We start from the raw sequence: 23,918 nt of genomic DNA on the forward strand, positions 1-23,918 counted from the left end.
CCCGCGCGCGTGAGAGGCCGGTTCCCTTCGGGGAGCCGGCCTCTCGCGTCCTGCTCCGGGCGGACCCGCGCTGCCCGCACCCGGCGCGAAGGAACGCCGTGTGAGCGGCATCCATCCCGTTCGGTGTCCGGGACACGCGGACGAGGAGGAACGGCATCCCGTGTGTCGGGGACACTCGGGATGCCGGCCTGAACCGCCGTCGGCTCAGGCGCTCAGAAACCACCACCAGATGAGCAGCAGTGTCGTGCCGAAGCCCGCGATCTGGTTCAGCCAGAGGAAGCGGTTCCAGCCCGCCGTGGCGGTGTCCGATGTGGCATCCGTGACGTTGCGGTACGGCCAGCACACGACGAGGTAGGGGATCACGAGCAGCGCCGCGAGCGGGCCGGGCCAAGCGGTGAGCAGCATCACCACTCCGGCGAGCGCGTACGCCGCGAGCGCGAAGCGCACGGTCCATCTCGCTCCGCGGGCGGTCGCGATCGACGAGATGTCGGCGGCGCGGTCGGCCTCGACGTCCTGCACGGCGCCGAAGGCGTGCGAGGCGATGCCCCACAGCGCGAAGGCCACGATCACGGCCACGAGCTGCCACGTCCACGTCGCGCCGGCGAGGACCAGACCGTACACGGCGGGGGAGAAGAAGTGGATGCTGCTGGTCATCGAGTCCGCGAACGGGCGTTCTTTCAGTCGCAGCGGGGGAGCGGAGTAGAACACCACGAAGAACAGGCTCAGCGCCAGGATGAGCCAGGACAGCGGCGACCCGACGATGACGAGGAACACCACGAACGGCAGGCACGACAGCGCCGAGGCCCACAGGGTGATGGGGTGCATGCGTTTGGCGAGCACCGCGCCGTGCGTGCCGCCCTTGCGGGGGTTGCGGAGATCGGATTCGTAGTCGAAGACGTCGTTGACCCCGTACATCGCGAGGTTGTAGGGCACGAGGAAGAACAGGATGCCGACGACGAGAGTGGCATCCACCTGGCGGGTGGTGAGCACGTACGCGGCCGCGAACGGGAACGCGGTGTTGATCCAGCTCACGGGTCGCGACGAGACGAACAGCTCTCGGAGGACGCGTCCCGGCGTCAGTGCGGGCGTGGTCATGCGGTTTCCCTCCGAGCGGGGGCGAGCGTGAAGAGCGCCGGAACGAGGAACGCCGCGCAGACGGGGTACGCGAAATCCTCGAGGGGGGCGAGCCCGATCCGCAGCCCGCTGAGGTGCTCCGGGGGATAGGAGAACAGCCCGACGGCGATCATGAGGTTGTCGAAGACGGCGGTCAGCGCCGCGAGCGCGAGCGCCGTCCAGCCGGACGCGCGCATGCGGCGCGCGAAGTCGGGACGACGCGCACTCAGCAGTGTCACCACAGCGGTGACGACGACGAAGGGGATCAGGATCAGCGGATACGTCACGACGGGGTCTCCTCGACCCCGCTGCGCGCCCGCCGCCCGGCATCCCGTCGTGCCTGCCGGCGTTCGAACACCGTCCAGAGCACCACCGCGAGGTAGCTGAGGAAGAGCAGGAAGAACACCTCTTCGAGCGGGAGGTGCGGGGCGAGATCGATGCCGACGAAGAGGGGGCTGTGGCCCTTCACGAACACGCCGGACAGGATGCCGACGGCATCCCACGCGAGGAAGAACACCGTGCCGAGCCCGACCGCCAGTGCCGTGCGGCCGGGTGCACGTCGCAGTGCGAGACCGAACTTCAGGTCCACGGCGATCATGCCGGCCAGCGAGAACAGGATCGCGCCCAGGTAGAGCCCGGGCATCTCAGACCGCCGCGCGCGCCGGCTCGTTCAGAGGACCCGCGGTGCGGTCATCCGCCATACGCTTCACCACGAGCTCAGCCGAGATCAGGCACATAGGAAGCCCGATGCCCGGCAGCACCGAGGTTCCGGCGTAGTAGAGGTTCGACACCTTCCGCGAGCGGTTCTTCGGCCGGAAGATCGCGCTCTGGCCGAGCGTGTGCGCGAGGCCGAGCGAGTTCCCGTGCCAGGCGTGCAGGTCGGTCGCGAAGTCCTCGGGCGCGATGGTCTTGCGCACGACGATGCGTTCGGCGAAGTCCGGGATGCCGGCCCACTCGCCGATCTGCGCGATGACACGATCCGCGGCGGCCTCGATCCGCGGGTCACCGGCACCGTCGACGCCCCCGCGGCCGCTCACCGGGTCGGCGGGGACCGGGACCAGGACGAACAGGTTCTCGTACCCCTGGGGCGCGACCGTGTCGTCCGAGGCGCTCGGGCGGCAGACGTAGATCGACGCGGGGTCGGGGATGCGCTTGTTCTCGCCGAAGATCGCGTCGAAGTTGGTGTGCCAGTCGTCCGTGAAGAGCAGCGTGTGATGGGTGAGCTGGGGAAGTTCGCCCTCGACGCCGAGGAGCAGCAGCAGCGCGCCGGGGCTCGGCACGCGGTCCTTCCACCACTTCTCGGGGTACTGCCGATCGCCGTCTTCGAGGAGCTGCGTCTCGGTGTGGTGGAGGTCTGCGCCCGAGACCACGGCATCCGCCGGCACGATCCGACCGTCGGCCAGGCGCACACCGCGGGCGATGCCGTCGTCGGTGATGATCGCCTCGACGGGGACGCCGGTCTCGATCTGCACGCCGCGCTCGCGGGCGAGGCGCTCGATCGCCGCGATGATCTCGGTGAAGCCGCCCTTCGGGTACAGAACGCCGTCGCCCAGATCGAGGTGGCTCATCAGGTGGTACAGGCTCGGAACCTCGAACGGCGACCCGCCCAGGAAGACCGAGGGGTAGGCCAGGATCTGCTGCAGCCGCGGGTTCGAGAAGTCACGCGTGACCCGCTTCCACAGGGTCTGCGTGAGGAGGGGGATGAGCGTGGGGAGCCGCTTCACGAGAGCGGGGTCGCGGAGTCCCTGGGTCGACGAGTACGTGTCGTACAGGAACTTGGACGTGGACAGCTCGTAGGCGTCCTTCGCGGAGTCCAGGTACGCCTCGACCTTGTCGCCCGAGCCCGGCTCGTGCTGCTCGAAGAGTGCCCGAACGGCCTCGCGGCCGGATACCACGTCGATCGGATCGCCCTTACCGGGGGGACCGTACACGCGGTACGCCGGGTCGAGTCGCACGAGATCGAGCTGTTCCGCAGCGCTCGTGCCGAGCAGACGGAAGAAATGGTCGAACACCTCGGGCATGAGGTACCAGCTCGGGCCCGTGTCGAACCGGAACCCGTCGCTCTCCCACGAACCGGCGCGACCGCCGAGCTGGTCACGGCCCTCGAACAGGTGCACGTCGTGTCCCCGATCGGCCAGGAGTGCCGCGGTGCCGAGGCCGGCGATTCCTCCTCCGACGACGACGATGCGCTGCGAGGTCATACGTGGGCCCCTTTCGGTGGGCGTCCGAGGAAGGCGCGGACGGCGAGGGTCGCCTTGACGCCGTCGGGGACACGGACGCGCGGTGCGCCCGCGGGTGCGGCGCGCAGGCGCCGCGAGAGTTCCGCGAAGAGATCGTGTGCGGCGGTGACCGCTCGACGGCAGTCCGGGGGGAGGAACGGGACGGTCGTTGCGGCCGCGGCGAGGTCGGCGTCGATGCGATCGAGGACCTCGGCGCGACGCTCGTCACCGGCCGCTCCGTCGAGATAGTCCCGGCCGAGCCGCTCGGCGTCGTCGTCGAGATCGCGCAGGAAGTTCACGTCCTGGAACGCCGCTCCCAGTCGCCGGGCTCCGTCGACGAGATCGGCGGCGGGGCGTGCCGGTGCCGACATCCCGGCGTTGAGGAACACCTGGAGGCACATCAGCCCCACGACCTCCGCCGAGCCGTAGACGTAGGCGTCGTGCGACGCGTCGTCGTGGGCTGCGGTGTCGAGGTCGGTGCGCATCGAGGCGAAGAACGGGGCGATGAGATCGTCGCCGATGCCGCACTCGCGCGCGGTCCGCGCGAAGGCATGGACGACGAGGTTCGCGCTGAAGCCGGAGGCGATGGCATCCCGCACCTCGCTCTCCAACGCATCGAGCGTGGCCCGCTCCTGCGCGGGGGAGAGGCCGGCGTCGTGCGCGGGTCCGTCCACGATCTCGTCGGCGACGCGGACGAGCGCGTAGATGTTCCGCACGTGCGGCCTCGGCCGGGGACCGAGCAGTCGACAGGCCAGGGCGAACGAGGTCGAGTACCTGTTGATCACCGCCGCGGCGGCGTCGTCGGCCGTCCGCGAGTAGAGCTCCAGTCCGGTCGCGGTCGCGCTCACGGGACGCGTCCCTCGACGGCGTCGACGAGGTCGTGCAGCATCGTGCGGCATTCTTCCGGGAGGGTGGATGCCGTGACGATCGCGCGCGCTTCGTCGAGCGTCTCGCGCACCAGATCTTCCAACCTGCCCCGCGCTCCGGACTCGCTGAGCGCGCGCTGGGCGGCCCGGATCGCGACCGGACCCGTGTGCGCCTGTGCGAGGGCGTCGCTCACCGCGGGCCACGACTCGGTCTCACGGGCCAGGACGATGAGGTGCGTCTTCTTTGCCTCGCGAAGATCGCAGCCCTCGTCTTTGCCGGAGACCTCGGAAGAACCGAAGGCGCCGATGAGATCGTCGACGAGCTGGTACGCCAGACCGAGACGCTGACCGAAGCGCGCCAACGCGGCCCGCAGCGGGGCATCGGCTCCCGCGAGCACCGCCCCGGCCTCGAGGGGAGCGGAGAACGAGTACACGGCGGTCTTGTCGTGCGTCGTGCGGAGGATGGTCTCGGCATCCACGTCACGAGCGGATACGGCGTTCTCGACGTCGGCGAGCTCTCCGGCCGCCGACACCAGGACCGCGTCCTCGAGGAGGCGGAGGAGTTCCCCGCGCACACCGGTCGGCAGGTCCGCCAGCGCCACCAGACGTCCGGCCTCGTGGAGCAGAAGATCTCCGGCCAGAATGCCCGCCGCGTCTCCGAGGAGGGCTGCGCCGGCGGCATCCGCGCCGCGCTCGGTCCCGCGGGCGCGGAACTCGCCGCCCACATTCGCGACGCCACGACGCTCGACATCGTGGTCGATGACGTCGTCGTGGATGACGAAGGCGGTGTGCAGGAGCTCGAAGGCCGCAGCCACCTGATACACCGCTGCGCGGTCGGCCTCGTCGCCCCGCAGCGTGTCGAACGCGGCGACGACGAGCAACGGACGGAACCTCTTGCCCCCCTGAGCCGATCGGGCGATTGCGGATGCCAGGGCGCGGGCACCGTCGCCGTGGTCGCGCAGACGGCGGGCGAGGCGGATGAGAACGGTGTCGACCGCGTCGTTGATGGCGGCGCGGGCCGTCGGTGTCGTCGACAGTGCGATCATGAGGCTGCCCGGATGGCCGGTGGTGGGGAGAACAGGTGCAGCTGCTGCGCCTGGAGCACGAGCCAGGGGCTGAAGGCCCAGGGTGTGGCCTCGAGAGCGGCGGCGAGATCGGCGGGGTCGACCCACCGCGACTCGGCGACCTCGGACGGGTTCAGGCGGGGTTCCTCGTCGGTGCGCGCGACGTACACCGGGCAGATCTCGTGCTCGACGATGCCGCTGGCGTCGACGGCGCGGTAGCGGAAGAGCGGGAGAGCGAGCTCGACATCGGAGATCGTGAGCCCGATCTCGAACGCGGCACGACGGTGGACCGCCTGCAGGACGGGCTCGGCGGGGGCGGGGTGGCCGCAGAACGAATTCGTCCAGACACCCGGCCAGGTCTTCTTGTCGAGCGCGCGACGCGTCACGAGCACCTGACCCGCGGCGTTGACGACATGACAGGAGAACGCGAGGTGAAGGGCCGTATCGGTGCCGTGCACACTGGCCTTCGGCGCGGTTCCGATCTCGTTGCCCCAGTCGTCCAGAAGGACGACATACTCGGTCTCGCTCATCGTGCCTCCTGTTTGCTAGTTTAGCTAGCGATGTCAGCCGACTATACCCAGAGCGAAACGGAGGTGTCCACCGTGTCCGCCGTCGACGCCTTTCGTGCTAGCAGGCCCGGTGTGGTCCGTGCGATGGAGTCGGTCCGCGCGCTCAGCGACGCCCTCGACCGCATGAACAGCGGGATGAAGGGCGACATGGACATGAACGCCAGTGACCTCGCGACATTGCGGATGCTGATCATCCGTGAGCAGCGCGGCGAGATGGTCAGCCCGCACGACGTGGCATCCCACCTCCGGATCTCGACGGCGTCCACCACTAAGCTCCTCGACCGACTCGCGGCGTCCGGGCACCTGGAGCGGCGCCCCCACCCGTCCGACGGCCGGGCGCGCGTCGTGGTGCTCACGCCGAAGTCGCGTGCGGAGTTCTTCCGGCACTTCGGCGCGCACCTGGCGGCGATGATGGCCGTGGCCGACACGTACTCCGACGAGCAGTTGACGATGATCGCCGAGTTCGTCGACGGGTTGAGCGAGGCCGTCAGCGGCTCCGATTGAGGGCTCCGCGCGCGACGCGCAGTCCGACGTCGTCGAACACCGCGCGCGGATTCGCTCCCCGACGAGCGGAGGCCCGCACGACGGCACGGGCGTCGCTCCACCCGCCGCCGCGGAACACGCGCGCGTCGCTCGTCTCGGGTGAGAACAGATCCCAGCACCACTCCGACACGTTGCCGAGGATGTCGAACAGTCCGTGCAGGTTCGGCAGGCGCCCGCCGACCTCGACCGGTCCGCGCAATCCGTCGCCCGCCGTCCAGGCGATCTCCGCGATCGGTCCGTACGTCGATCCCGTGGATCCGGCGCGGCAGGCGTACTCCCATTCATCCTCGGTCGGCAGTCGGAAGCCGTCGGCCTCGGTGTCCCATTCGACGACCTCGCCGTCGTACGCGTAGACGGGATCGCGGCCCTCCCACTCGCTCAGCGCATTGCAGAACCGCACGGCGCGCAGCCAGCTGACCTGCACGGCGGGGCGGCGCGGGTTCTGCGCCGTGATCCCGAGGATCTCCGCCATCTGCTCCTCCGTCACCGGGTACACGCCGATGTCGAAGGCCTCGACCGTGATCACGCGTCGGTCCTCGCCGCGCTGGTCGCCGCGCAGCACGCTCCCCGTCGGGACGCGGGTCATCTCGACATCGCTCATCGCCGCTCGCCCGTCTCGCCGCCGCGTCGGTCGTCCACGGAGCGGAGGGAGTGGTCGCGTGAGTGACGGGGCATGGACCCAGTCAATCGGTCTCGACCCGCTCAGACAGCCGGGTTGACGGGAGGGCGCCGGAATCGAAAGGGGGAGGCCGGTCAGGAGTCGGCGCTCGGCGACATCCCGTCGGGCAGGACGAAGCAAGGGGAGAAGGACGCGATGCGGACGCCGGCGCGGTCGGGATCCTCTGACACCAGGTACCCCGCTCCGTTCGGCCCGACGATGTGAGCCCTCGGCTCTCCGTCAGAGGTCTGTTCGACCGTGGCCGCAAACGAATCTTCGCCGTCGTACGCGGCGACGATGTCGGACGTGATTTCTTTGGCGTCCACCCGTTTCGCGGGGGCGAGGCGGACTATCGTCGCACCGGTCCATTGGAGGCGACGACGTCACCGGGTACGTAGGCGGCGAGCTCGGTCTCCATTCTCTGAGCCGTCGACTTGGCACCATCCAAGGTGAGCGATGGGTCCACCTCGGTGTGCCCGCCGGCCGAGGTGCATCCGCTGACAGTCGCCAGGAGGCAGATGCCCAGAACCACGACGTGGACAGATTTACTCGGGAGGCTCATGAGACGCGCGCTCAGTACGGCCGGCTCGGCGAGACATCCTCGGTCAGAACGAAGCACGGTGAGAAAGACAAGATCTGGACGAAGGTCTCGTCCACGGAGAGTGCCACGAGGTACCCCTCGCCGTTGCCGCCGAGCACATGGGCACTCGGTTGACCGTCGGGGGTGAGGTCTGTCTCGGTCGTGTACGAATCGCGACCGTTGTACTCAGATGCAATCTTCTGGGTGACTGCTTCCCCGTCGTACGTGACTCCCGGATTCAGCTTCACCTTCGTCTGGCCTGACCAGAGGTATTCGCCTACCTTGCTGCACGACATGAGGGCACCCGTGGGGTTCTGGTCGATCGAGGCCACCTGCTCAGCCGGAACAAGACCCGCGAGAGTCTTCTCCATGCCCTGCGCTATCGTCTTCGCCTCGTTTATGGTGACTTCCTCATGCATGGTGTGGCCTCCTGTCATGGGGCTGCATCCGGTCAAAAGCAGAAGTACAGCGAGAGAGGCTACTACCCGCGGCTCTGCTTCTGGGTGTCCCGTCGGGTTACGCGGGATCATTTCGGAGAGTCAGTATTCAGCGCTCGGAGACATTCCCTCGGGGAGGATGAAGCAGGGAGAGAATGACAATATCTGCACAAAAGTCTTATCCACGGACAGTGCTACAAGATATCCCTCATTGTTCTGGCCGACGACATGCACCCGAGGCTCGCCATCAGACGTCTCGTCTAAGGCGGCAGACCAATCGCCGTTCTCTTTGTAATTCGATTCGATGGATGATGTCACGGCTCGGCCGTCGTACGCCGCGCCAGGCACCAGCACCACCTTGGTCTGTCCGGTCCACTGGTATGCGCGGTCGCCACCGCAAGGGAAGAGCACTCCCTCGGAATCCTGGTTGATGGACGAGACTTGTTCCGCAGGGACTTGGCCCGCGAGATCGAGTTCCATTCGTTGTGTTCGAGCCTTGGCCTCCTGAACCGTCATGTTCTCCTTCACCTGTGCACCTCCGGTCATTGCGCACCCGGCCATCGCCAATGCTAGGGCTGCAGTCGTCATCAATGCGGCGATTACTCTGATCACCTCTGTACCTCTCGCAAGATGTCGTTCAGGGCCCGCTGGTTATCAACCTGATCGCTGGCAATGAGATTGTGATTGCCGATCGGATCGATTGTGGCCGGAATGGTATCTGAGTGCCCCGGGAGAAAGATGGCGGCTTCGGCGCCTAGTAGGCCGGGGAGATACAAGGAGAAGTCGCCGGATTTCCCGTACACCCGTGTAGTGAACGCCGAGTCTATTTCGGGGATCCTCCCGTCCCAGACGAGTCCCGTCGATTGCGCCATGCTGAGTGCATCAGCGTAACTCCAGTGAAAGTACCTGGTGTCTACGCTCGGTGCCCAGCCCGAGGGCATGCCGGCACCTGCGAGTGAATGTACTTCCGCGTAATCCGCACCGGATACTTCGGAGGCGGCGATCCCGGCGAGCCCCCATGAGTGCCCCATTCCGGCGTGGTCTGCCACCGCTGCATAGGTAGACGACGCGTACAGATCCTCCTGGAAGGCGTTGATCGCTCGACCTTTGTCGAGGGCAGCTACCTCGTCGTTGGCCTCGCCGATCCGGATGAGGTTCATCGCGCCCGTCTGCGCATTCTCGCCGGGAAACGTGCCCTCTTTCCACGCGAAGGTGACGAGGTGCGGGTCCTTGCGCTCGAGCCAACGTCCCACGGCCTGGACTTCGTCGCCGTAGAAACTGTGCACGCTCGTGTACGTGCCAGGCACGTACGTGATCACGTCCGTCGTGTTTCCATCGAGAGTCCCGATCATCTCGATGATGCTCTGCGAATCCGGTTCGTAGAGGTACAGCTGCACGTCACCGCTGACGGCCAGGTGCAGGTAGTCCAACTGCTTCTCGAGGCGGTCGATCGCCGCGAGCCGCTCAGCGCGAAGGGAGGCGACCTCACCGCCCCGGCCGGCGTCCCGCATCCGCTGGATCGCGGCTTCGATCGCCGGGATCCGGTTCTGGGCGTTGACGGCGTTCGCCGCCACGCGGCTCGCCGGAGGGACACCTCCGAGCGACCCCACGATCACGGAGGCGCCCACTATCAGAGCGTCGAGAGCCCCGGGATTCGATGCGGCGAGCTGTGTCCACCAGGAGTTGACCGCCGCGGCATCCGGGGGATTCGTCGCGAGCAGCCGGTGCCAATCCTCATGGGCCGCAAGCAGAGCGCGGGCGTCGTCGGCGGTTCCCGCCGCTGAGCCTTTCGAGGATGGCGAAGCCGATACCGTCTGCCACCGCGTCGTACTCGGCCGCCCACGCGGGGGCGGACGGCGACGCGCCGACGACTCCGATGACGGGCAGGACGACGTCCGGTTGCCCGATGGGTGCCAGGTCGCCACGCGCCTCCTCGATGACGGTGTCTCGGAGGGTGCGCAGCGACAGGCACTCGCTGATCAGTTCCTGGTTGCGGAGGAACTGACCGGGCCCCCACGTGTCGGCGCTGCTCCCGAGACCCATGTCGCCCGACGATGCCCGGAATCCGCGGACGGCGTCGCGAAAACTCACGACCTCGGCCCGCAGTGTCGATTCCTGCGCGCGGGCCAGCGCGAGCTGGTCGGCGAGCTGGGCCATGATTGCGGCGATGCGCCTCGCGATGTCGGCGAAGTCGTCCGCAGCTCGCGGAACGACCGACATCCTTGCAAGCAACTCTCCCGCCTCGGGTGCCTCGTAGCTGGTGGGGAGGGTATTCCAGGTCGTCGAGATCCGCTCGGCGGAGTCCGTGGTGGCATCGGCGTGCGTGCGCAGCGACTCCGCTGCGGAGGAGAGCTCCGACGGGTCGATGTCCACCGTGGGCACGTCGGCGAGGGCCACGAGCGTCATTGCACCAGCGCCTCTCGTCGGCCGACGCCCGGCGTGTGGGGGAGTGCGACCGACGCTTCGGCACCGGACGTCGTGGATGCCATGTCGTCGTCGGCCTGCACGTACGCGAGGGCGACTCGACCGGCCGCGGTTACGACGGCGCCGCCGTGCTGGACCGCTCGCGGGCCGGTCCGTCGCCGTTCGTCTGTTGCGCCGTTCAACGCAGAGGTGAGGCCGGGGTTGGCCGCGACGATGCCCACGATCCGGTCGAGGTCGGAGAGCGCCCCGGTCACCGATTGCTCCAGCGATTCGAGCGCCGTCGCCACCGTGTCGGTGGTCGAGAGGAAGCCCGCCACATCGATCGAATACTGCCCGCCCATGGGCTCCATGCTAAGCAGACGCTCATCCGGAATGCAGGGGCTTGCTCCGATCGGTGGATGAACGGGCCCGCTGAGAGACGTCTGCAGGAGCCGCTCTCGTCGGTGCGGAGGGGCCGCGCCCGGAGAAAGGCGAAGGCCCCGAATCCGTAGATTCGGGGCCTTCATTTGTTGCGGGGACAGGATTTGAACCTGCGACCTCTGGGTTATGAGCCCAGCGAGCTACCGAGCTGCTCCACCCCGCGGCACAAGAGATAAACCTAGCAGGGGATTCGAGGCCTGTCCAATCGGCGTTGATCTCGGCCCCTCCGACGCGCCATGATGCGGGGATGCTGACCCCCACCGATGACCCGCGCGACGACGTGCTCGACGGTCGCCCGGAGAGCGCGTCGCAGCGTGCCGACCGCAACTGGGCGGACATCCTGCAGGAGCTGCGCGTGCTGCAGACGGGCACGCAGATCCTCACCGGATTCCTTCTCGCGCTGGCCTTCCAACCGGCGTTCGTCGAACTCGACGGACCGCAGCGCACGGGCTACCTCGTGCTCGTGGGCCTCTCGGCTCTGACCGCGATCCTCGCCCTCGCACCGGTCGCCCTGCACCGTGCGGTCTTCCACCGTGGTGTGAAGCCGATCGTCGTGCGGTTCGGGCACCGCGCCCTCATCGCCGCGCTCATCGCGGTCGCGACGCTGTTGACCGGTGTGGTCGCGTTCGTCTTCGACGTGGTGATCGGTCCCGAGGCCGCCGTGGTCGCTGTTGTCGTGCTCGCCGTCGTGATCCTCGTACTGTGGGTCGTGGGTCCGGCGCTCCTCCGCCGGGCGGGCGGTGAGATCCGGGCCGGCGGTCAGAACCGCTCCGTCGACGAGAAGGGACGCGGATGACGCACGACAGCGTGGGAGTGGCGGTGGCGCAGTTCGCCCCGGCCGCGTCCAAGCAGACCAATCTGGATGCCATCGGCGACCTCGCCCGCACGGCTGCCGCCCGGGGGGCCCGGGTGATCGTCTTCCCCGAGTACTCCAGCTACTTCGTCGACCCGTTCGACGTCTCGCTCTCCGAGAACGCCGAGGATCTCGGCGGACCGTTCACGAGCGCACTCCAGGTCCTCGCTGCCGAACTCGGCGTCGTGCTCGTCGCGGGGCTTGTGGAGCGGGCCGACGACGGCCGTCGGGTGCGCAACGCCGTCGTGGCCGTCGGGGGAGCCGGCATCCAGGCCGTGTATCGCAAACTGCACCTGTACGACGCGTTCGGCCAGCGGGAGTCGGACTGGGTGGCGCCCGGAGACATCGCACCGCCCGAGACGTTCGAGGTCGACGGCCTGCGGTTCGGTCTCATGACCTGCTACGACCTGAGATTCCCCGAGGTCTCGCGCACCCTCGCCGACGCGGGCGTGGACGTCGCGCTCGTCCCCGCGGAGTGGGTGCGCGGCCCTCTCAAGGAACACCACTGGACGACGCTGCTCACCGCACGGGCGATCGAGAACACCTTCTTCGTCGCCGGAGCGGACCACCCACCGCCCCTCGGAGTAGGCCACTCGGCCGTGATCGATCCGCAGGGTGTCGCCCTCGCGTCGATCGGCACGGCGACCGATGTCGCCGTCGCACACATCGATCCCGGTGCGATCGCCCGGGTGCGTCGTGTGAACCCGGCGCTCGAGCTCCGGCGGTTCCGCGTCACCCCGCGTTGACGCGCGCGGCTTCGCCGTACCGTCCCGCGGAGTATCCCTCCGACACGCCGGCGTCCGGCGCGTGGGGCCTGCGTGTCGCCGTCGAAGTCCGCCGCACGGTCCGGAGGCCGGTCAGCCCCGCGACAGCGCCGAGAGCCGCTGCACGGCGTCGGTCAACACCTCGACGCGCTTGCAGGCGGCGAAGCGCACCAGCGTCGCGTAGTCGGCGCGGCGGCCCGGAGATGCGAAAGCCGTGAGCGGGATGCCGACGACCCCCGCCCGCTCCGGCAGCTCACGGCAGAACGCGTCGGCGTCGGTGGCGCCGAGGGGAGCGGCATCCACGACCGTGAAGTAAGAACCCCCCGGAGTGCTGACGTCGAAGCCGGCGGCACGCAACCCCGTGCCCAGGAGGTCGGCCTTGGCCTTCATCTCGCCCGCCACCGAGGCGAAGAAGGCATCGGGGAGGCGCAGCCCCGCCGCGATCGCCGGCTGGAACGGCGACCCTCCGACGTAGGTCAGGAACTGCTTGACGGCGAGTACCGCGGAGACGAGCTCGGCGGGACCGGTCACCCACCCGGTCTTCCATCCCGTGAGCGAGAAGGTCTTGCCGGCGGAGGAGATCGACAGCGTGCGCTCCGCCGCGCCCGGCAGGGTGGAGAGGGGCACGTGCGGACCATCGAACACGAGGTGCTCGTAGACCTCGTCGGTCACGATGATCGCGTCGTGCCGGTGGGCGAGACGGACCACCTCTTCGAGCACCTCGGGCGAGAAGACCGTGCCGGTCGGGTTGTGCGGGTCGTTCACGAGGATCACGCGCGTGCGGTCCGACACCGCGGATGCCAGCATCTCCAGGTCGGGTTGGAAGTCGGGCCAGCGCAGCGGAACGGGCACGAGCCGTGCTCCGGCTAGAGCCACGCACGCGGCGTAGGAGTCGTAGTAGGGCTCGAAGACGACGATCTCGTCGTCGGGCCCGTCGATGAGCGCCAGGAGCGTGGAGGACAGAGCCTCCGTCGCCCCGACGGTCACGAGCACCTGCCGGGCAGGGTCCAGTTCGGTCCCGTAGAAGCGCCGCTGGTGCTCCGCGATCGCCGCCAACAGGTCGGGGAACCCGCGCCCGGGAGCGTACTGGTTGACGCCGTCCGCGATCGCGCGGCGCGCGGCCTCGAGCACCGCTTCCGGACCGTCCTCGTCGGGGAAGCCCTGGCCGAGGTTGAGGGCGCCGGTCGAGGCGGCCAGCGACGTCATCTCGGCGAAGATCGTGGGGACCGAAGTGCCGTCGGGGGCGATGAGGCCCGCGCCGAGTGCGGTGCGGCGCCAGGCGCCGGGGAGGTCGTGCATGATGCGGAAGCCTTCAGGGAGAGGGGGCGGCGAACACCGCGCCGAAACCCTCTCACCGTAGCCGAGCGGGCAGCGTGGAGGACCCCGCATGACCTCGCATTCCGTTCCTGCGACTCTGATAGACCCGACTCATCCGTGTCATAGGAACCGCACAGGCTCCGGGGTCATGGTTGATCTCGCCTGGAAGAAGGAGCATCACATGAGCGACACCACGGACGATCGTCCCGAGGACAACCGCCCCACCAGCGACGCCGCCGCGCAGGGCGCGGTCCCCGCGTCGCACGAGACCACCCCCGCCGCCGCGACTCCCGTCGCGCCCGGTGAGGAGACCACCCCGGCGGCGCCGCCGGTACCGACCCGTTCTCCGGCCGACGCCGCCGCCGCGTGGCCGCCGCCCGCGCAGGGCCCCGCCGCCGGTCAGCCCGCGCAGGCGTCGGGCGCATCGCAGCCCGGTGGCGCGACGCCGCACTATGGCACCCCGCAGCACCCCGCACCCCCCGCACACGGGTACGCTTCCGCGCCGAGCGGCGCGACCACCCCCACCGGCCAGGCCTTCGGGCCGGCGGCGACGGGGGCGTACGGCACCCACCCGACGCTGACCCTCCCCGAGACCGGGGCGACCAAGCCGCGCAAGAAGGGGTCCGGCAGCAAGATCGCCGCGCTCCTGATCGCCGCCGCACTCGTCGGTGGAGGCGCCGGTCTCGGCGGCACCTACGCGGGCCTCGCCCTGTGGGGCGGGTCCGACGGTGCCACCGCTTCGGGTCCCACCGCCATCACGGTCAACGACCCGGGTAAGGTCAACGCCACTTCCGCCGTCGCGGCCAAGGTCGTCCCCAGCGTCGTCACCATCAGCGCGAGCGCCGGCTCGTCGGGCGGCACCGGTTCCGGTGTCATCCTGAGCGCGGACGGGTACGTGCTCACCAACACGCACGTCGTGACCCTCGACGGCCAGACGGGGGATGCCACGCTCTCCGTCACCAGTGCAGACGGCCGCGTCTACAAGGCCAAGCTCGTCGGCACCGACCCCACCTACGACCTCGCGGTGATCAAACTGGAGAACGCCTCCGGTCTGACCCCGGTCGAATGGGGCGACTCCTCGAAGCTCAACGTCGGTGACGCGACCATCGCGATCGGTGCCCCGCTCGGCCTGCCGAACACGGTGACCACCGGCATCGTCAGTGCTCTGAACCGGTCGATCGAGGTCGCCTCGTCGGCGGCGCCGAGCGACGGATCCGACTCGAGTCAGGGCGGACAGGGCAGCCAGGGCGGCCAGCAGGGCGGCGAGAGCCCGTTCTTCTTCGACTTCGGTCAGGGTCAGCAGGGGTCCCAGACGACCCAGACGATCAAGATCGCGGTCATCCAGACCGACGCCGCGATCAACCCCGGCAACTCCGGCGGCGCGCTGGTCGACGACGAGGGCAAGCTCATCGGCATCAACGTCGCCATCGCGAGCGCCGGCGGGTCGTCGTCGAGCGGACAGTCGGGCAACATCGGCGTCGGCTTCTCGATCCCGTCCGACATCGCCCAGCGCGTCTCCCAGGAGATCATCGAGAACGGCTCGGCCTCGCACGGTCTGCTCGGCGCGAGCGTGCAGGATGCCGCGTCGGTCCAGGGCTCGACGACGACCGGTGCCTACGTCGCGGACGTCACCGCGGGCGGCGCCGCTCAGGCCGGTGGTCTGCAGAAGGGCGATGTCATCACGGAGTTCAACGGCATCCCGGTCACGAGCTCCGTCGACCTCACCGCCCAGGTGCGCGCGCTCGCCGCGGGGTCGCAGGCCAAGGTGACCTACCTCCGCAACGGCAAGCAGTCGACCGCCGAGGTGACCCTGGGCTCGATGCCCACCAGTTGAGCCTCCCGCTCCAGGCGCCACCCCGCGATAGGCTCGCGGGGTGGCGTCTTTCTCGTTCGGTGCGGGAAATGCGCGAAAACTCCGGCGTATCCCGCTCTATCTCGCGGGACGGCTGCTGACGGCGGTGGTCCCGCGCTCGCGGCAGCGCTGGGTGTTCGGCTGTGCCGTCGGCGTGGCCGACGGCGCTCTCGCGCTCTGGCGGGTCGCACATGCGGCGGGCGAGCAGGCGACCTGGCTCGTCGCCGACGAGGAGCAGGGCCGGGAGGCCGAGCGGCTCGGCATCCCCTCCCTCCGGCGCGACTCGCTGCGCGGCCTCTGGGCGACCGCCCGAGCGCGAGTGATCGTGGTGACCCACGGGTTCGGCGACGTCAACCGCTACGCGGTGGCGGGGGCGTTCATCGTGCAGCTGTGGCACGGGATCCCGCTCAAGCGCATCGGCTTGGATTCCCCCGAGACGACCCGCAGCGGGCTGCTGCCGCGGTCCCGCGCCGTCAGGAACCTCCTCGCGCTGCTGTACCGGCGGACGATGCGCCAGATCTCGCTGCTCCCCGCCGCGTCCCATCTCGTCCGCGGGCGGCTCGAGACCGCGTTCGGCCTCGAGGACGCGCGGGTGCCCGTGACCGGCGAGCCTCGGGTCGACGTGCTCTCGCGCGGCACCGCCGACCAGCGCCGCCGCGACGCGCGCGCGGCGCTGGCCGTCGCGCTGGGAGTCGATCCCGGCGATCGGCGCTTCGTGCTCTACGCCCCGACCTGGCGCGACGGCGATCGCGACCCGGCGATCCCCACGCCGTCGGACCAGGACCGCATCGACGCGGTGCTCGAACGTCACGATGCCGTATTGATCGTGCGGCCCCACCCGCTCGGGGAGGGGGAGTACCGGCTCTCCGGCAGCCGCGTGCGGATGCTGGGCAGCGACCTCGTCGCCGACGTCACCCCACTGCTGCCGGCGTTCGACGTGCTGGTCACGGATTACTCGTCGCTCGCGTTCGACGCCGGACTCGTGCCGCTCCCGGTGGTGTTCTTCGCCCCCGACTTGGAGGCGTACACGGCCCGTCGGGGACTCTACGGCCGCTACCGCGACGTCGCCGGCGACGACCCGGCGCGAACCTGGGAAAGCGCGCTCGCGCGGGTCGACGGCATCCTGGACGACCCGGCCGACGCCCGCGACGCCTCGCGTCGATTGAGTGCCGTCGTCCACGCCCACCACGACGGACGCAACGCCGAGCGCGTCCATCGTGCGATCCGCGCCCGGCTGACCCGCCGTCGCCCCGCGGCGCGCCCGAGGAGGACCACCGCATGACCGATGTGCGATTCGCCCAGCAGGACGGGCGCGCCCTGCTCGAACTCACGGGGACGGGTCCGCGGCCGGCGGGCGTGACGCTGGAGGGTGCGCGTGCCCGGGTCACGGGGCGCCTGCACGGGCGCGGGCGCACCTGGCGCGCGGAGATCCCGCTGCGTGCCGCGCGGTGGGGCGGGCCCGAGCTGCCGTTGCCCACGGGCGACTACCGCCTGCACATCGACCCGGGCGAGGCGACGGATGCGGCACCCCCCGCGGCCTCCCTGCCGCTGACGCAGCTTCCCGGCCTCCGGGCGGAGTGGGATGGCCGGCGGCTGCGGGTCGGACCCCCCGTCGACCCCGCGTACGACTCCGGCGAAGGCCAGGCTGCGCTCGAACGGCGGTACGCGACGTCGCGGCACCCGCTGGAGAACGCGGTGTTCTTCGAGAGCTTCTACGGACGCACGGCGGGCTGCAACCCGCTCGCCATCGACCGCGAGCTCGCGCGCGCCGCCCCCGGGGTCATGCGCTACTGGAGTGTCGTCGACCTGTCGGTGCAGGTGCCCGAGGGAGCCGTCGCCGTCGTGGAGGGCAGCCCCGAATGGTGGCGTGCCCGGGCGGCGGCGCGGCTTCTCGTCGTCAACGACTGGCTCCGACGCAAGTTCGTCCGAAAGGCCGGCCAGCGGGTGCTGCAGACCTGGCACGGCACACCGCTCAAACGGCTCGCTCTGCACCGTCCCGGCTTCGACCCGCGTCGAGTCCTGGCCGTCCTCCGCGAGAGCCGGCGCTGGGACGTGCTGCTGGCGCAGAGCCCCTATGCCGCGCGCGTGCTCTCCCGCGCGTACGCGTTCGAGCGGCGCCCCGTCTGGGTCGACGGGTACCCGCGCAACGACGTGCTGCAGGACGACGACGGGGTCGTCACGCGCCGCGCCCTGGGGATCGGGGCGGAGGAGCGCGTCCTGCTCTACGCGCCGACCTGGCGCGACGATCGGGTGGCCATGGTCGACTACCTCGATCCGGCGGCCCTGGCCCGCGCGACGGACGCCGTCGTCCTCGTCCGAGGACACACCCGCACGCTGCACCCCGGCGAGGACGCGCGCGGACCCCGCGTGATCGACGTCACGGGGTACCCGGACACGGCCCGCCTCCTCGCGGCATCCGACGCCCTCATCACCGACTATTCGTCCGTCATGTTCGACTTTGCCATCACCGGCAGGCCGATGTACTTCCTCGTCCCCGATCTCGAGCACTACCGCGGCGAGGTGCGGGGGTTCTACTTCGACCTTCTGGATGCGGCCCCGGGACCGGTCGTCCGTTCGCAGCACGAGCTCGAACGTGCCATCGCCGAGGTCGACCCGACGATCTTCCGCGAACGCTACGAACGGTTCCAGCGGGTGTTCGTCGCCCGTGAGGACGGTCGGGCCGGCGAGCGGGTCGTCGCGCGGCTGCTCGACCAGGGTTTCGTCGACCGGGGATGAGATGGATGCCGCGTGCTCAGGGCAGCGGGGTGTTGCGGCCGTCGAGCCGAGAGGTGTCGACGGTGTCGCGCGCCCCGCGCACGACGCCCCACAGGAACCCGGTTCCCCAGGGGAGGTGCATCGACGGCAGGACGGCCGCCGTCCAGATCCGGTCGCGCCAGCCCTGACCTCCGCCGCGCCCCAGCGCGACCACCGCGACGAGCGTCGCGTACGCGGCGACGGGCGCGTGCACCACATGTGTCGCCGGGGCGCGGACGACGCCGAGGACCTGCAGCACCGCGACCGCGAGCGACAGCGCGGCCGAGACGACGAGCACCGGAGGAGCGAAGAACCGCAGCGAGTTGCGGCGACCGTACCGCCGGACCAGCTCGCCGCGCCAGGCTCCCGTCGCGCGGAACTGCCGCACGAGCCGCGTCCAGCTCTCCCGCGGCCAGTAGACCACCGACAGGGCCGGATCGAACCACACTCGGTAGCCGGCGCGACGGATCCTCAGATTGAGCTCCCAGTCCTCACCGCGACGCAGGGACTCGTCGAACCCGCCCACCTCCTCCAGCACGCGGCGCCGGAACACTCCGAGATACGCCGACTCGGCCGGCCCCTCCTCGGTGCCCCCGTGGTAGGCGCCGCCGCCGAGCCCGACGGGCGAGTTGTAGGCACGCGCGACAGCCCGCTGGAACGGCGAGCGCCCGTCCGCCCGCATCACCCCGCCGACGTTCGCCGCGCGGGTCCGCCGGAGCGTTGCGAGGGCGCGTCGTGCGTACCCGGGCCGGAGCTCGGAGTGCGCGTCCACGCGCACGATCGTCGGAAAGCGGCTCGCGCGGATCGCGAGATTCAGTCCGACCGGGATGTCGGCGGCGGGATTGTCCACCAGCACGACCCGGGGGTCCTCGGCGGCGATGTCCCGGGCGATCTCGCCACTGGCGTCCGTCGACGGCCCGAGCGCCAGCACGAGCTCGACCGGGCCCGGCACGTCCTGGGACAACGTCGATGCCACCGCGCGGCGCAGGTACCGCTCCTCGTTGAGGACGGGCATGACGAAGCTCACGCCGGCGTCGTCGGGGGGAACGGGCGCGTCTCGGCGGCCGGGGGTCGCGAGGTGCATCACTCCATCGTTTCACGCCGACCTGGCCGGTACCCTGGAACGATGCCCCTCGCCCGCGACGCCCGTCTCGCCGTCGGGCTCCTCCGCAAGGCCCTGGCCACCCGCCGTGCCCGCACCGACCTGCGCCGCGCGCTCGCCGAACGCGGGCCCCTGCCCCGGAACCGCTTCCGCATCGCGGTGTACTTCGCCGACGGTCCCGTGAACATGTACCAGATCCGCCAGTGGTACGCGCCGCTGCAGGAGCTCGCGCGCGAGTGGCCGGTCGTCGTGATCGCCCGTGCGATCCGCGGCGCGGACGCGCTCCTCCGCGACGACGCCCTCCCGGTCGCCTACGCCCCGACGGTGCGGGATGTCGAGCAGGTTCTCGACGAGCAGGACATCCGGATCGTCTTCTACGTCAACCAGAACACCCGTAACTTCCAGATGTTCCGGTACGGGCGCCGCTGGCACGTGTTCATCAACCACGGCGAGTCCGACAAGATGTACATGACGACGAACCAGTTCACCGCCTACGACTACGCGTTCGTCGCCGGTGACGCCGCCCGGGCGCGCTTGTCCCGCACCCTCTGGGACTACGACCTCGACCGGCGGACCTTCTCCATCGGCCGCCCGCAGGCCGATCACTACTCGGGCGACCTCCCGTACACACCCGACGACCGCCGGGTCGTGCTGTACGCCCCCACGTGGGAGGGCGACCGACCTGCGGCCCACTACGGCTCGATCGTCACGCACGGCGAAGCGCTCGTCGGCGCACTCCTCGCCACGGGACGTCATCGGGTGATCTACCGCCCCCATCCCCGGTCCGGGGTCGTCGATCCGGCCTACGGCGACGCGAACGCACGCATCGTCGCGGCCCTCGCCGCCGCCAATGCCGCGGACCCGGCCGCGCAGCACGTCCACGACACCGGGCCCGACCTCGGCTGGCAGCTCGCGGCCGCCGACCTCGCCGTGGTCGACATCTCGGCGATGGTGTACGACCGGCTGGCCGCAGGCAAGCCCCTGCTGATCAGCCGGCCCGTCGACCCCGAGGCGCTCGTCGACGACACCGGGTATCTCGCGGATGCCGAGTGGCTGGATGCCGATTCCGCCGGTGACATCGTCGCGCGGACCGATCGGGTGCTCGGCGACCCCGACGCGGTCGCGCGCCTAGACCACTGGGTGCGGTACTACTTCGGCGACACCGCTCCCGGTGCGTCGACCGAACGCTTCCACGCCGCGGTTCGCACGCTCATGGCCCGCTGGGAGAGCTGGGACGCGGGCGTCCCGGCCTGATCCCCGCGGGCGGGACGGCGGGTCTCGTCAAGTGGTGAGCGGAGCCAGGCGGCCGATGGCGGCCAGAGGGATGCCGATCCAGTCGGGACGGTTGCGCGTCTCGTAGATCGCCTCGTAGACGGCCTTGTCGAGCTCGAACGCGGCCAGGAGCGCGTCCGGGGCCGTCCGGTCGGCGCCGATCGTCTCGACGTACCCGGTCAGGAACGCCTCCTGTGCGGCGATGACCCACGCGCGCACCGCCGCGTCGTCGTCGGACACCGCGCCGGACACGTAGTCGAACGAGCGCAGCATCCCGGCGACGTCCCGGACGGCGAGGTCGGGGCTGCGGCGCTCCGCGATCGGGCGGAGCGGCTCTCCCTCGAAGTCGAGCAGCACCCAGCCGTTCGCGGGGGTGTGCAGCACCTGCCCGAGGTGCAGATCGCCGTGCACGCGCTGGAGGGGCGGCCATGTCGCAGCGACGGCGTCCGCGTAAACCTCCCGGATGCGTTGAGCATGAGGGGCGAGCGCGGGAACCTCCGCCAGGGCGGTCGTCAGACGTCGCTCCCAGGCAGCGGCGACACGCGAACGGACCTGGTCGTCGGGGGCCACCGTGGGGAAGATGTCGGCCAATGCCACGTGCATCCGCGCGACGCTCCCGCCCAGCGCTCGGGCCGGCGCGGTGAAATCGTCGCCGGCGGTAGCGGCCAAGAGAGCCACGCGCCACGCGTCCTCGACCCCCTCGAAGAACTCCTGCGCGAACGCGAGCGAGCCGGTGACCTCGTCCCCTGTCGTCGTGGTCCACTCGCCTCGGATCTCGCCGATCGCGGCGGGCACGAACGCGGCGCCGCCGGCGGCCAGCGCGGATTGCAGCTCGACGTCCGGGTTCACGCCGTCGTTGACCTGCCGGAAGAGCTTGCAGATGACCGGGGCCGCGCCGGCCGGGCGGAAGATGATCGAGGTGTTCGACTGCTCCCCGCTCAACACCCGGGCCGGGACGTCGGTGGCGGGACTCGCGGACCGCGCGGCCAGGGGGATGCCGACGATCTTCGACGGCGCGGTGGATCCGGCCCCGCCGACCGTGACCAGCTGGAACAGCAGGTCGGTGAACGCGGGGTCGGTCACGGCATCCGCCCACACCCGTCCGTCGTCCGCGGGCCCGATGAGACTGCCCGGGAGCACCGTCTCCGGGTCGCGCAGGGACACCGGCACCTGGTAGACCGCCGCGGGCGACACGGCGTCGTCGCGGACGAGGAGAACCCGGGTCGCGGGGATCACCGACTCCGCGTCGGCGACGAGGGTCAGACGTGGATCGCGCCCCTTCGTGCCGTACCAGCGCTGACGCGGCATCCACACGGTCAGGAGATCGAGAAGGTCGCCCATGCGGCGAGGCTAACGGGATCCGGCGAGGTTCGCCCGGGTCTTGCGCCCGAGCCCCGTCGATGACAAGACGTCAGGGCTTCTCGGACGGCGGTGCATCGCCCTTCCGGTCCGAGCGACGGGGGAGGGCCCTGCGGGCGACCGACCCCGTTCGCCGGCCCGCGGATCCGACGGCGCCCGCGATCGCGCCGCCGACGCGCTGCACACCGCCGACGGCACGACGCTCCAGTCGGTCGGCGCCGGGCCGCGGTTCGAGGTCGCGGGGGAGGGTCGGGGGAGCAGCACCGAACGCCCGCCGCGACGTGACGAGCACGCGACGGCCGAGGATGTTGTTGCCGGCACCGCCCACCACGGCCCCGACGCCGAACGGGAGGGCCTTGCCGAGCCACGATGCTCCGCCGCGGGCCGCGAATTGGCGGGCGAACGTGGTCTTGAGCCGGTCGACCAGCGGTCCGACGGCCGCGCGGGGCAGCGTCTTCGTGACGAGTTCTCCCCAGTAACCGGAGCGGGTCGTCCCGCGACCCGCCGCCTGCGCCGCGAGCTGGGCGACGAGGTCTGTTCCCTCCTGGCCGAGCATCAGGGTGAGGACGAGGGCGCGCGCGCGGTCGGGGTCTTCGACCGCGACCCCGTGCACCTCCGCGACCGACTGCGCGAACAGAGCCGTGGCCTCCAGGAACCCGACCGTCTCGACGCCGCTCAGTGCGAGCGTGACGCCGGTGCCGATCCCGGGGACGACGGCTGTCGCGCCGACGGCCGCGCCGCCCGTGGTCACGGCGGCGAGATAGCGACGCTCGAGAATCCGCAGGATCTCCTGCGGCGACGCGTCGGGATGCCGCAGCCGGACGCTCCGCAGGTGTGCGAGAACCGCGGGGCGCTGCACGGACAGCACACGATCGAGCATCCGGATCGTGCGTGGATGCTCGTCCGAGCCCGCCGGCGGCAGCCCTCCGTTCCAGGGCGCGTCGTCGGGCAGGGAATGGATGCGATGCACCTTCTCGGCCATGTCTCCATCCTGCCCCGACGCGCCGGTGCCGGCCGGGCCTTGACGTGCGCCGTCGATCAGACGAAGAGGTTTGCGCGTTCCAGATCCTCGGCGAAGTCGACCTCGACGGCGTACAGGTCCGAGATGTCGAGGGGTTCGACGCGCATTCCGTCCTCGGCGATGGCGAGTTCGATTCCGCGTTCGAAGTAATCCTGATCGTCGACCCGCTGGAGGTGGCGCTGGAGGATCTTCCGGTCGCGGGACGAGACGTAGTTGATGCCGACGGCTTCGCCGAGTCCACCGCGGACGCTCTTCGAGAGCTCCATGACGAAGCCTTCGGCGTCGACGGTGTACTTGACCTCTTCGTCGCTGACCTTGGCGGTGTTCACGGTGACGAACGACTGGTCGGACTCGATCAGCGCGGCCGCGCGGCCGAGCACATCGGGGTCGAAGACGACGTCGCCGTTCATCCACAGCACACCGCCGCGCCCGGTCACCGAGAGGGCGCGGAGCAGGCTCTTCGACGTGTTGGTGAGGTCGTAGCGGTCGTTGTAGACGTAGTCGACTCGCGGGAACGCGTCGACGACGGTCTCCGCGCGATAGCCGACGACCGTGGTGATGCGGGCGGTACGGCCGAAGTTCGCCCGGATGTTGTCGTGCTGCTGCTGCATGATGCTGCGGCCGTCGGCGAGCACGGTCAGCGGTTTGGGGAGGCTCCTCCCCAAACGCGAGCCCATGCCCGCAGCGAGAATGACGATGTGAAGGGTCAAGGCAGGCTCCTGGGGGATGAG

25 protein-coding genes and 1 tRNA gene are annotated in these 23,918 nt (G+C 70.2%); 7 read left to right on the plus strand and 19 right to left on the minus strand.

The annotated features are described in order from the left end of the window. Window positions 1-204 precede the first annotated feature (204 nt). From BW982_RS00410 to idi, 7 genes are read right to left on the minus strand one after another with little or no spacing between them, the layout of a single operon-like run. Window positions 205-1,095 (minus strand): prenyltransferase, encoded by an 891-nt coding sequence (locus BW982_RS00410; RefSeq protein ID WP_175610999.1) that lies wholly within the window; start codon window positions 1,093-1,095, stop codon window positions 205-207. Beyond that, window positions 1,092-1,400 carry a lycopene cyclase domain-containing protein gene (locus BW982_RS00415; RefSeq protein ID WP_076490151.1) on the minus strand — a complete coding sequence of 103 codons (309 nt, stop codon included), beginning with the start codon at window positions 1,398-1,400 and terminating at the stop codon, window positions 1,092-1,094. Before BW982_RS00415 ends, BW982_RS00410 begins: the two co-directional genes overlap by 4 nt. Continuing rightward, on the minus strand, window positions 1,397-1,756 hold the full coding sequence (locus BW982_RS00420; protein ID WP_076490152.1) for a lycopene cyclase domain-containing protein: 360 nt from the start codon (window positions 1,754-1,756) through the stop codon (window positions 1,397-1,399). Before BW982_RS00420 ends, BW982_RS00415 begins: the two co-directional genes overlap by 4 nt. Before the next feature lies 1 nt (window position 1,757). Beyond that, window positions 1,758-3,314, minus strand: coding sequence for a phytoene desaturase family protein (crtI, locus tag BW982_RS00425; RefSeq protein ID WP_076490153.1), 1,557 nt, complete (start codon window positions 3,312-3,314; stop codon window positions 1,758-1,760). Continuing rightward, window positions 3,311-4,180: a phytoene/squalene synthase family protein gene (locus BW982_RS00430; protein ID WP_076490154.1), complete on the minus strand. Its 870-nt coding sequence runs from the start codon at window positions 4,178-4,180 to the stop codon at window positions 3,311-3,313. Before BW982_RS00430 ends, crtI begins: the two co-directional genes overlap by 4 nt. Further along, window positions 4,177-5,244 carry a polyprenyl synthetase family protein gene (locus BW982_RS00435; protein WP_076490155.1) on the minus strand — a complete coding sequence of 356 codons (1,068 nt, stop codon included), beginning with the start codon at window positions 5,242-5,244 and terminating at the stop codon, window positions 4,177-4,179. Before BW982_RS00435 ends, BW982_RS00430 begins: the two co-directional genes overlap by 4 nt. Further along, on the minus strand, window positions 5,241-5,792 hold the full coding sequence (gene idi / locus BW982_RS00440; RefSeq protein ID WP_076490156.1) for an isopentenyl-diphosphate Delta-isomerase: 552 nt from the start codon (window positions 5,790-5,792) through the stop codon (window positions 5,241-5,243). The genes BW982_RS00435 and idi overlap by 4 nt, the downstream gene beginning before the upstream one ends. A 162-nt stretch (window positions 5,793-5,954) precedes the next feature. On the opposite strand from idi, the gene BW982_RS00445 reads away from it, so the two are divergent. Beyond that, window positions 5,955-6,335 (plus strand): MarR family winged helix-turn-helix transcriptional regulator, encoded by a 381-nt coding sequence (locus tag BW982_RS00445; RefSeq protein WP_254845540.1) that lies wholly within the window; start codon window positions 5,955-5,957, stop codon window positions 6,333-6,335. Here the strand turns inward: BW982_RS00445 and BW982_RS00450 are convergent. From BW982_RS00450 to BW982_RS00480, 7 genes are all read right to left on the minus strand, one after another. After that, the gene (locus BW982_RS00450) at window positions 6,319-6,975 is read right to left on the minus strand and encodes a formylglycine-generating enzyme family protein (RefSeq protein ID WP_076490157.1); all 657 of its coding nucleotides are present in this window, start codon (window positions 6,973-6,975) and stop codon (window positions 6,319-6,321) included. The genes BW982_RS00445 and BW982_RS00450 overlap by 17 nt on opposite strands. Before the next feature lie 630 nt (window positions 6,976-7,605). Then, window positions 7,606-8,031 (minus strand): hypothetical protein, encoded by a 426-nt coding sequence (locus BW982_RS00460; RefSeq protein ID WP_076490159.1) that lies wholly within the window; start codon window positions 8,029-8,031, stop codon window positions 7,606-7,608. 120 nt (window positions 8,032-8,151) lie between these two features. Next, on the minus strand, window positions 8,152-8,661 hold the full coding sequence (locus tag BW982_RS17615) for a hypothetical protein (protein WP_139327293.1): 510 nt from the start codon (window positions 8,659-8,661) through the stop codon (window positions 8,152-8,154). After that, window positions 8,658-9,677, minus strand: coding sequence for a hypothetical protein (locus BW982_RS00465; protein WP_076490160.1), 1,020 nt, complete (start codon window positions 9,675-9,677; stop codon window positions 8,658-8,660). Before BW982_RS00465 ends, BW982_RS17615 begins: the two co-directional genes overlap by 4 nt. Window positions 9,678-9,783: 106 nt before the next feature. Then, entirely contained in the window at window positions 9,784-10,455 is a 672-nt protein-coding gene (locus tag BW982_RS00470) for a hypothetical protein (RefSeq protein WP_076490161.1), read from the minus strand. Next, on the minus strand, window positions 10,452-10,814 hold the full coding sequence (locus BW982_RS00475; protein ID WP_076490162.1) for a hypothetical protein: 363 nt from the start codon (window positions 10,812-10,814) through the stop codon (window positions 10,452-10,454). Before BW982_RS00475 ends, BW982_RS00470 begins: the two co-directional genes overlap by 4 nt. A gap of 168 nt (window positions 10,815-10,982) precedes the next feature. After that, window positions 10,983-11,056: transfer RNA gene (locus BW982_RS00480), tRNA-Met, on the minus strand. 84 nt (window positions 11,057-11,140) lie between these two features. Between BW982_RS00480 and BW982_RS00485 the strand changes: the two genes are divergently transcribed. Continuing rightward, window positions 11,141-11,689 carry a DUF6328 family protein gene (locus tag BW982_RS00485; RefSeq protein WP_076490163.1) on the plus strand — a complete coding sequence of 183 codons (549 nt, stop codon included), beginning with the start codon at window positions 11,141-11,143 and terminating at the stop codon, window positions 11,687-11,689. Beyond that, window positions 11,686-12,492 (plus strand): carbon-nitrogen hydrolase family protein, encoded by an 807-nt coding sequence (locus tag BW982_RS00490; RefSeq protein ID WP_076490164.1) that lies wholly within the window; start codon window positions 11,686-11,688, stop codon window positions 12,490-12,492. Before BW982_RS00485 ends, BW982_RS00490 begins: the two co-directional genes overlap by 4 nt. A 111-nt stretch (window positions 12,493-12,603) precedes the next feature. On the opposite strand, the gene BW982_RS00495 is transcribed toward BW982_RS00490, so the two are convergent. Next, window positions 12,604-13,809 carry an aminotransferase class I/II-fold pyridoxal phosphate-dependent enzyme gene (locus BW982_RS00495; protein WP_076490165.1) on the minus strand — a complete coding sequence of 402 codons (1,206 nt, stop codon included), beginning with the start codon at window positions 13,807-13,809 and terminating at the stop codon, window positions 12,604-12,606. 199 nt (window positions 13,810-14,008) lie between these two features. Here BW982_RS00495 and BW982_RS00500 point away from each other — a divergent pair, with 199 nt between their 5' ends. The 3 genes from BW982_RS00500 to BW982_RS00510 are packed head-to-tail and all read left to right on the plus strand — an operon-like array spanning window position 14,009 to window position 18,415. Continuing rightward, the gene (locus BW982_RS00500) at window positions 14,009-15,661 is read left to right on the plus strand and encodes a S1C family serine protease (protein ID WP_076491701.1); all 1,653 of its coding nucleotides are present in this window, start codon (window positions 14,009-14,011) and stop codon (window positions 15,659-15,661) included. A gap of 40 nt (window positions 15,662-15,701) precedes the next feature. Continuing rightward, window positions 15,702-16,961, plus strand: coding sequence for a CDP-glycerol glycerophosphotransferase family protein (locus BW982_RS00505; RefSeq protein WP_076490166.1), 1,260 nt, complete (start codon window positions 15,702-15,704; stop codon window positions 16,959-16,961). After that, entirely contained in the window at window positions 16,958-18,415 is a 1,458-nt protein-coding gene (locus BW982_RS00510; protein WP_076490167.1) for a CDP-glycerol glycerophosphotransferase family protein, read from the plus strand. Before BW982_RS00505 ends, BW982_RS00510 begins: the two co-directional genes overlap by 4 nt. Window positions 18,416-18,431: 16 nt before the next feature. Here BW982_RS00510 and BW982_RS00515 read toward each other — a convergent pair whose 3' ends face one another. Continuing rightward, complete coding sequence (locus BW982_RS00515; protein ID WP_076490168.1) at window positions 18,432-19,517, minus strand: glycosyltransferase family 2 protein; 1,086 nt, start codon at window positions 19,515-19,517, stop codon at window positions 18,432-18,434. 42 nt (window positions 19,518-19,559) lie between these two features. Here BW982_RS00515 and BW982_RS00520 point away from each other — a divergent pair, with 42 nt between their 5' ends. Further along, window positions 19,560-20,789, plus strand: a complete 1,230-nt coding sequence (locus BW982_RS00520; protein ID WP_076490169.1) for a CDP-glycerol glycerophosphotransferase family protein — start codon at window positions 19,560-19,562, stop codon at window positions 20,787-20,789. A 27-nt stretch (window positions 20,790-20,816) separates the two neighbouring features. On the opposite strand, the gene BW982_RS00525 is transcribed toward BW982_RS00520, so the two are convergent. The 3 genes from BW982_RS00525 to BW982_RS00535 all read right to left on the minus strand — a co-directional run bounded on the left by BW982_RS00525 (window position 20,817) and on the right by BW982_RS00535 (window position 23,897). Then, window positions 20,817-22,148, minus strand: a complete 1,332-nt coding sequence (locus BW982_RS00525) for a maltokinase N-terminal cap-like domain-containing protein (protein ID WP_076490170.1) — start codon at window positions 22,146-22,148, stop codon at window positions 20,817-20,819. Window positions 22,149-22,218: 70 nt separating this feature from the next. Then, the gene (locus BW982_RS00530; RefSeq protein ID WP_076490171.1) at window positions 22,219-23,148 is read right to left on the minus strand and encodes a hypothetical protein; all 930 of its coding nucleotides are present in this window, start codon (window positions 23,146-23,148) and stop codon (window positions 22,219-22,221) included. A gap of 56 nt (window positions 23,149-23,204) precedes the next feature. Continuing rightward, a complete protein-coding gene (locus tag BW982_RS00535) occupies window positions 23,205-23,897 on the minus strand; it encodes a phosphocholine cytidylyltransferase family protein (protein WP_076490172.1) in 693 nt (230 codons plus the stop codon). Window positions 23,898-23,918: the final 21 nt, after the last annotated feature.

This window comes from Microbacterium sp. RURRCA19A (genome assembly GCF_900156455.1).
Lineage (GTDB): Bacteria > Actinomycetota > Actinomycetes > Actinomycetales > Microbacteriaceae > Microbacterium.

Excerpts from the sequence above, each read along its gene's own strand:
- BW982_RS00410 (WP_175610999.1), bottom strand. The coding sequence starts at position 1,095 with ATGACCACGCCCGCACTGACGCCGGGACGCGTCCTCCGAGAGCTGTTC.
- BW982_RS00450 (WP_076490157.1), bottom strand. The coding sequence starts at position 6,975 with ATGAGCGATGTCGAGATGACCCGCGTCCCGACGGGGAGCGTGCTGCGC.
- BW982_RS00460 (WP_076490159.1), bottom strand. The coding sequence starts at position 8,031 with ATGCATGAGGAAGTCACCATAAACGAGGCGAAGACGATAGCGCAGGGC.
- BW982_RS00495 (WP_076490165.1), bottom strand. The coding sequence starts at position 13,809 with ATGCACGACCTCCCCGGCGCCTGGCGCCGCACCGCACTCGGCGCGGGC.
- BW982_RS00510 (WP_076490167.1), top strand. The coding sequence starts at position 16,958 with ATGACCGATGTGCGATTCGCCCAGCAGGACGGGCGCGCCCTGCTCGAA.
- BW982_RS00515 (WP_076490168.1), bottom strand. The coding sequence starts at position 19,517 with ATGCACCTCGCGACCCCCGGCCGCCGAGACGCGCCCGTTCCCCCCGAC.
- BW982_RS00485 (WP_076490163.1), top strand. The coding sequence starts at position 11,141 with ATGCTGACCCCCACCGATGACCCGCGCGACGACGTGCTCGACGGTCGC.
- BW982_RS00520 (WP_076490169.1), top strand. The coding sequence starts at position 19,560 with ATGCCCCTCGCCCGCGACGCCCGTCTCGCCGTCGGGCTCCTCCGCAAG.
- BW982_RS00435 (WP_076490155.1), bottom strand. The coding sequence starts at position 5,244 with ATGATCGCACTGTCGACGACACCGACGGCCCGCGCCGCCATCAACGAC.
- BW982_RS00475 (WP_076490162.1), bottom strand. The coding sequence starts at position 10,814 with ATGGGCGGGCAGTATTCGATCGATGTGGCGGGCTTCCTCTCGACCACC.
- BW982_RS00420 (WP_076490152.1), bottom strand. The coding sequence starts at position 1,756 with ATGCCCGGGCTCTACCTGGGCGCGATCCTGTTCTCGCTGGCCGGCATG.
- BW982_RS00530 (WP_076490171.1), bottom strand. The coding sequence starts at position 23,148 with ATGGCCGAGAAGGTGCATCGCATCCATTCCCTGCCCGACGACGCGCCC.
- BW982_RS00490 (WP_076490164.1), top strand. The coding sequence starts at position 11,686 with ATGACGCACGACAGCGTGGGAGTGGCGGTGGCGCAGTTCGCCCCGGCC.
- crtI (WP_076490153.1), bottom strand. The coding sequence starts at position 3,314 with ATGACCTCGCAGCGCATCGTCGTCGTCGGAGGAGGAATCGCCGGCCTC.
- BW982_RS00445 (WP_254845540.1), top strand. The coding sequence starts at position 5,955 with ATGAACAGCGGGATGAAGGGCGACATGGACATGAACGCCAGTGACCTC.
- BW982_RS00525 (WP_076490170.1), bottom strand. The coding sequence starts at position 22,148 with ATGGGCGACCTTCTCGATCTCCTGACCGTGTGGATGCCGCGTCAGCGC.
- idi (WP_076490156.1), bottom strand. The coding sequence starts at position 5,792 with ATGAGCGAGACCGAGTATGTCGTCCTTCTGGACGACTGGGGCAACGAG.
- BW982_RS00470 (WP_076490161.1), bottom strand. The coding sequence starts at position 10,455 with ATGACGCTCGTGGCCCTCGCCGACGTGCCCACGGTGGACATCGACCCG.
- BW982_RS00500 (WP_076491701.1), top strand. The coding sequence starts at position 14,009 with ATGAGCGACACCACGGACGATCGTCCCGAGGACAACCGCCCCACCAGC.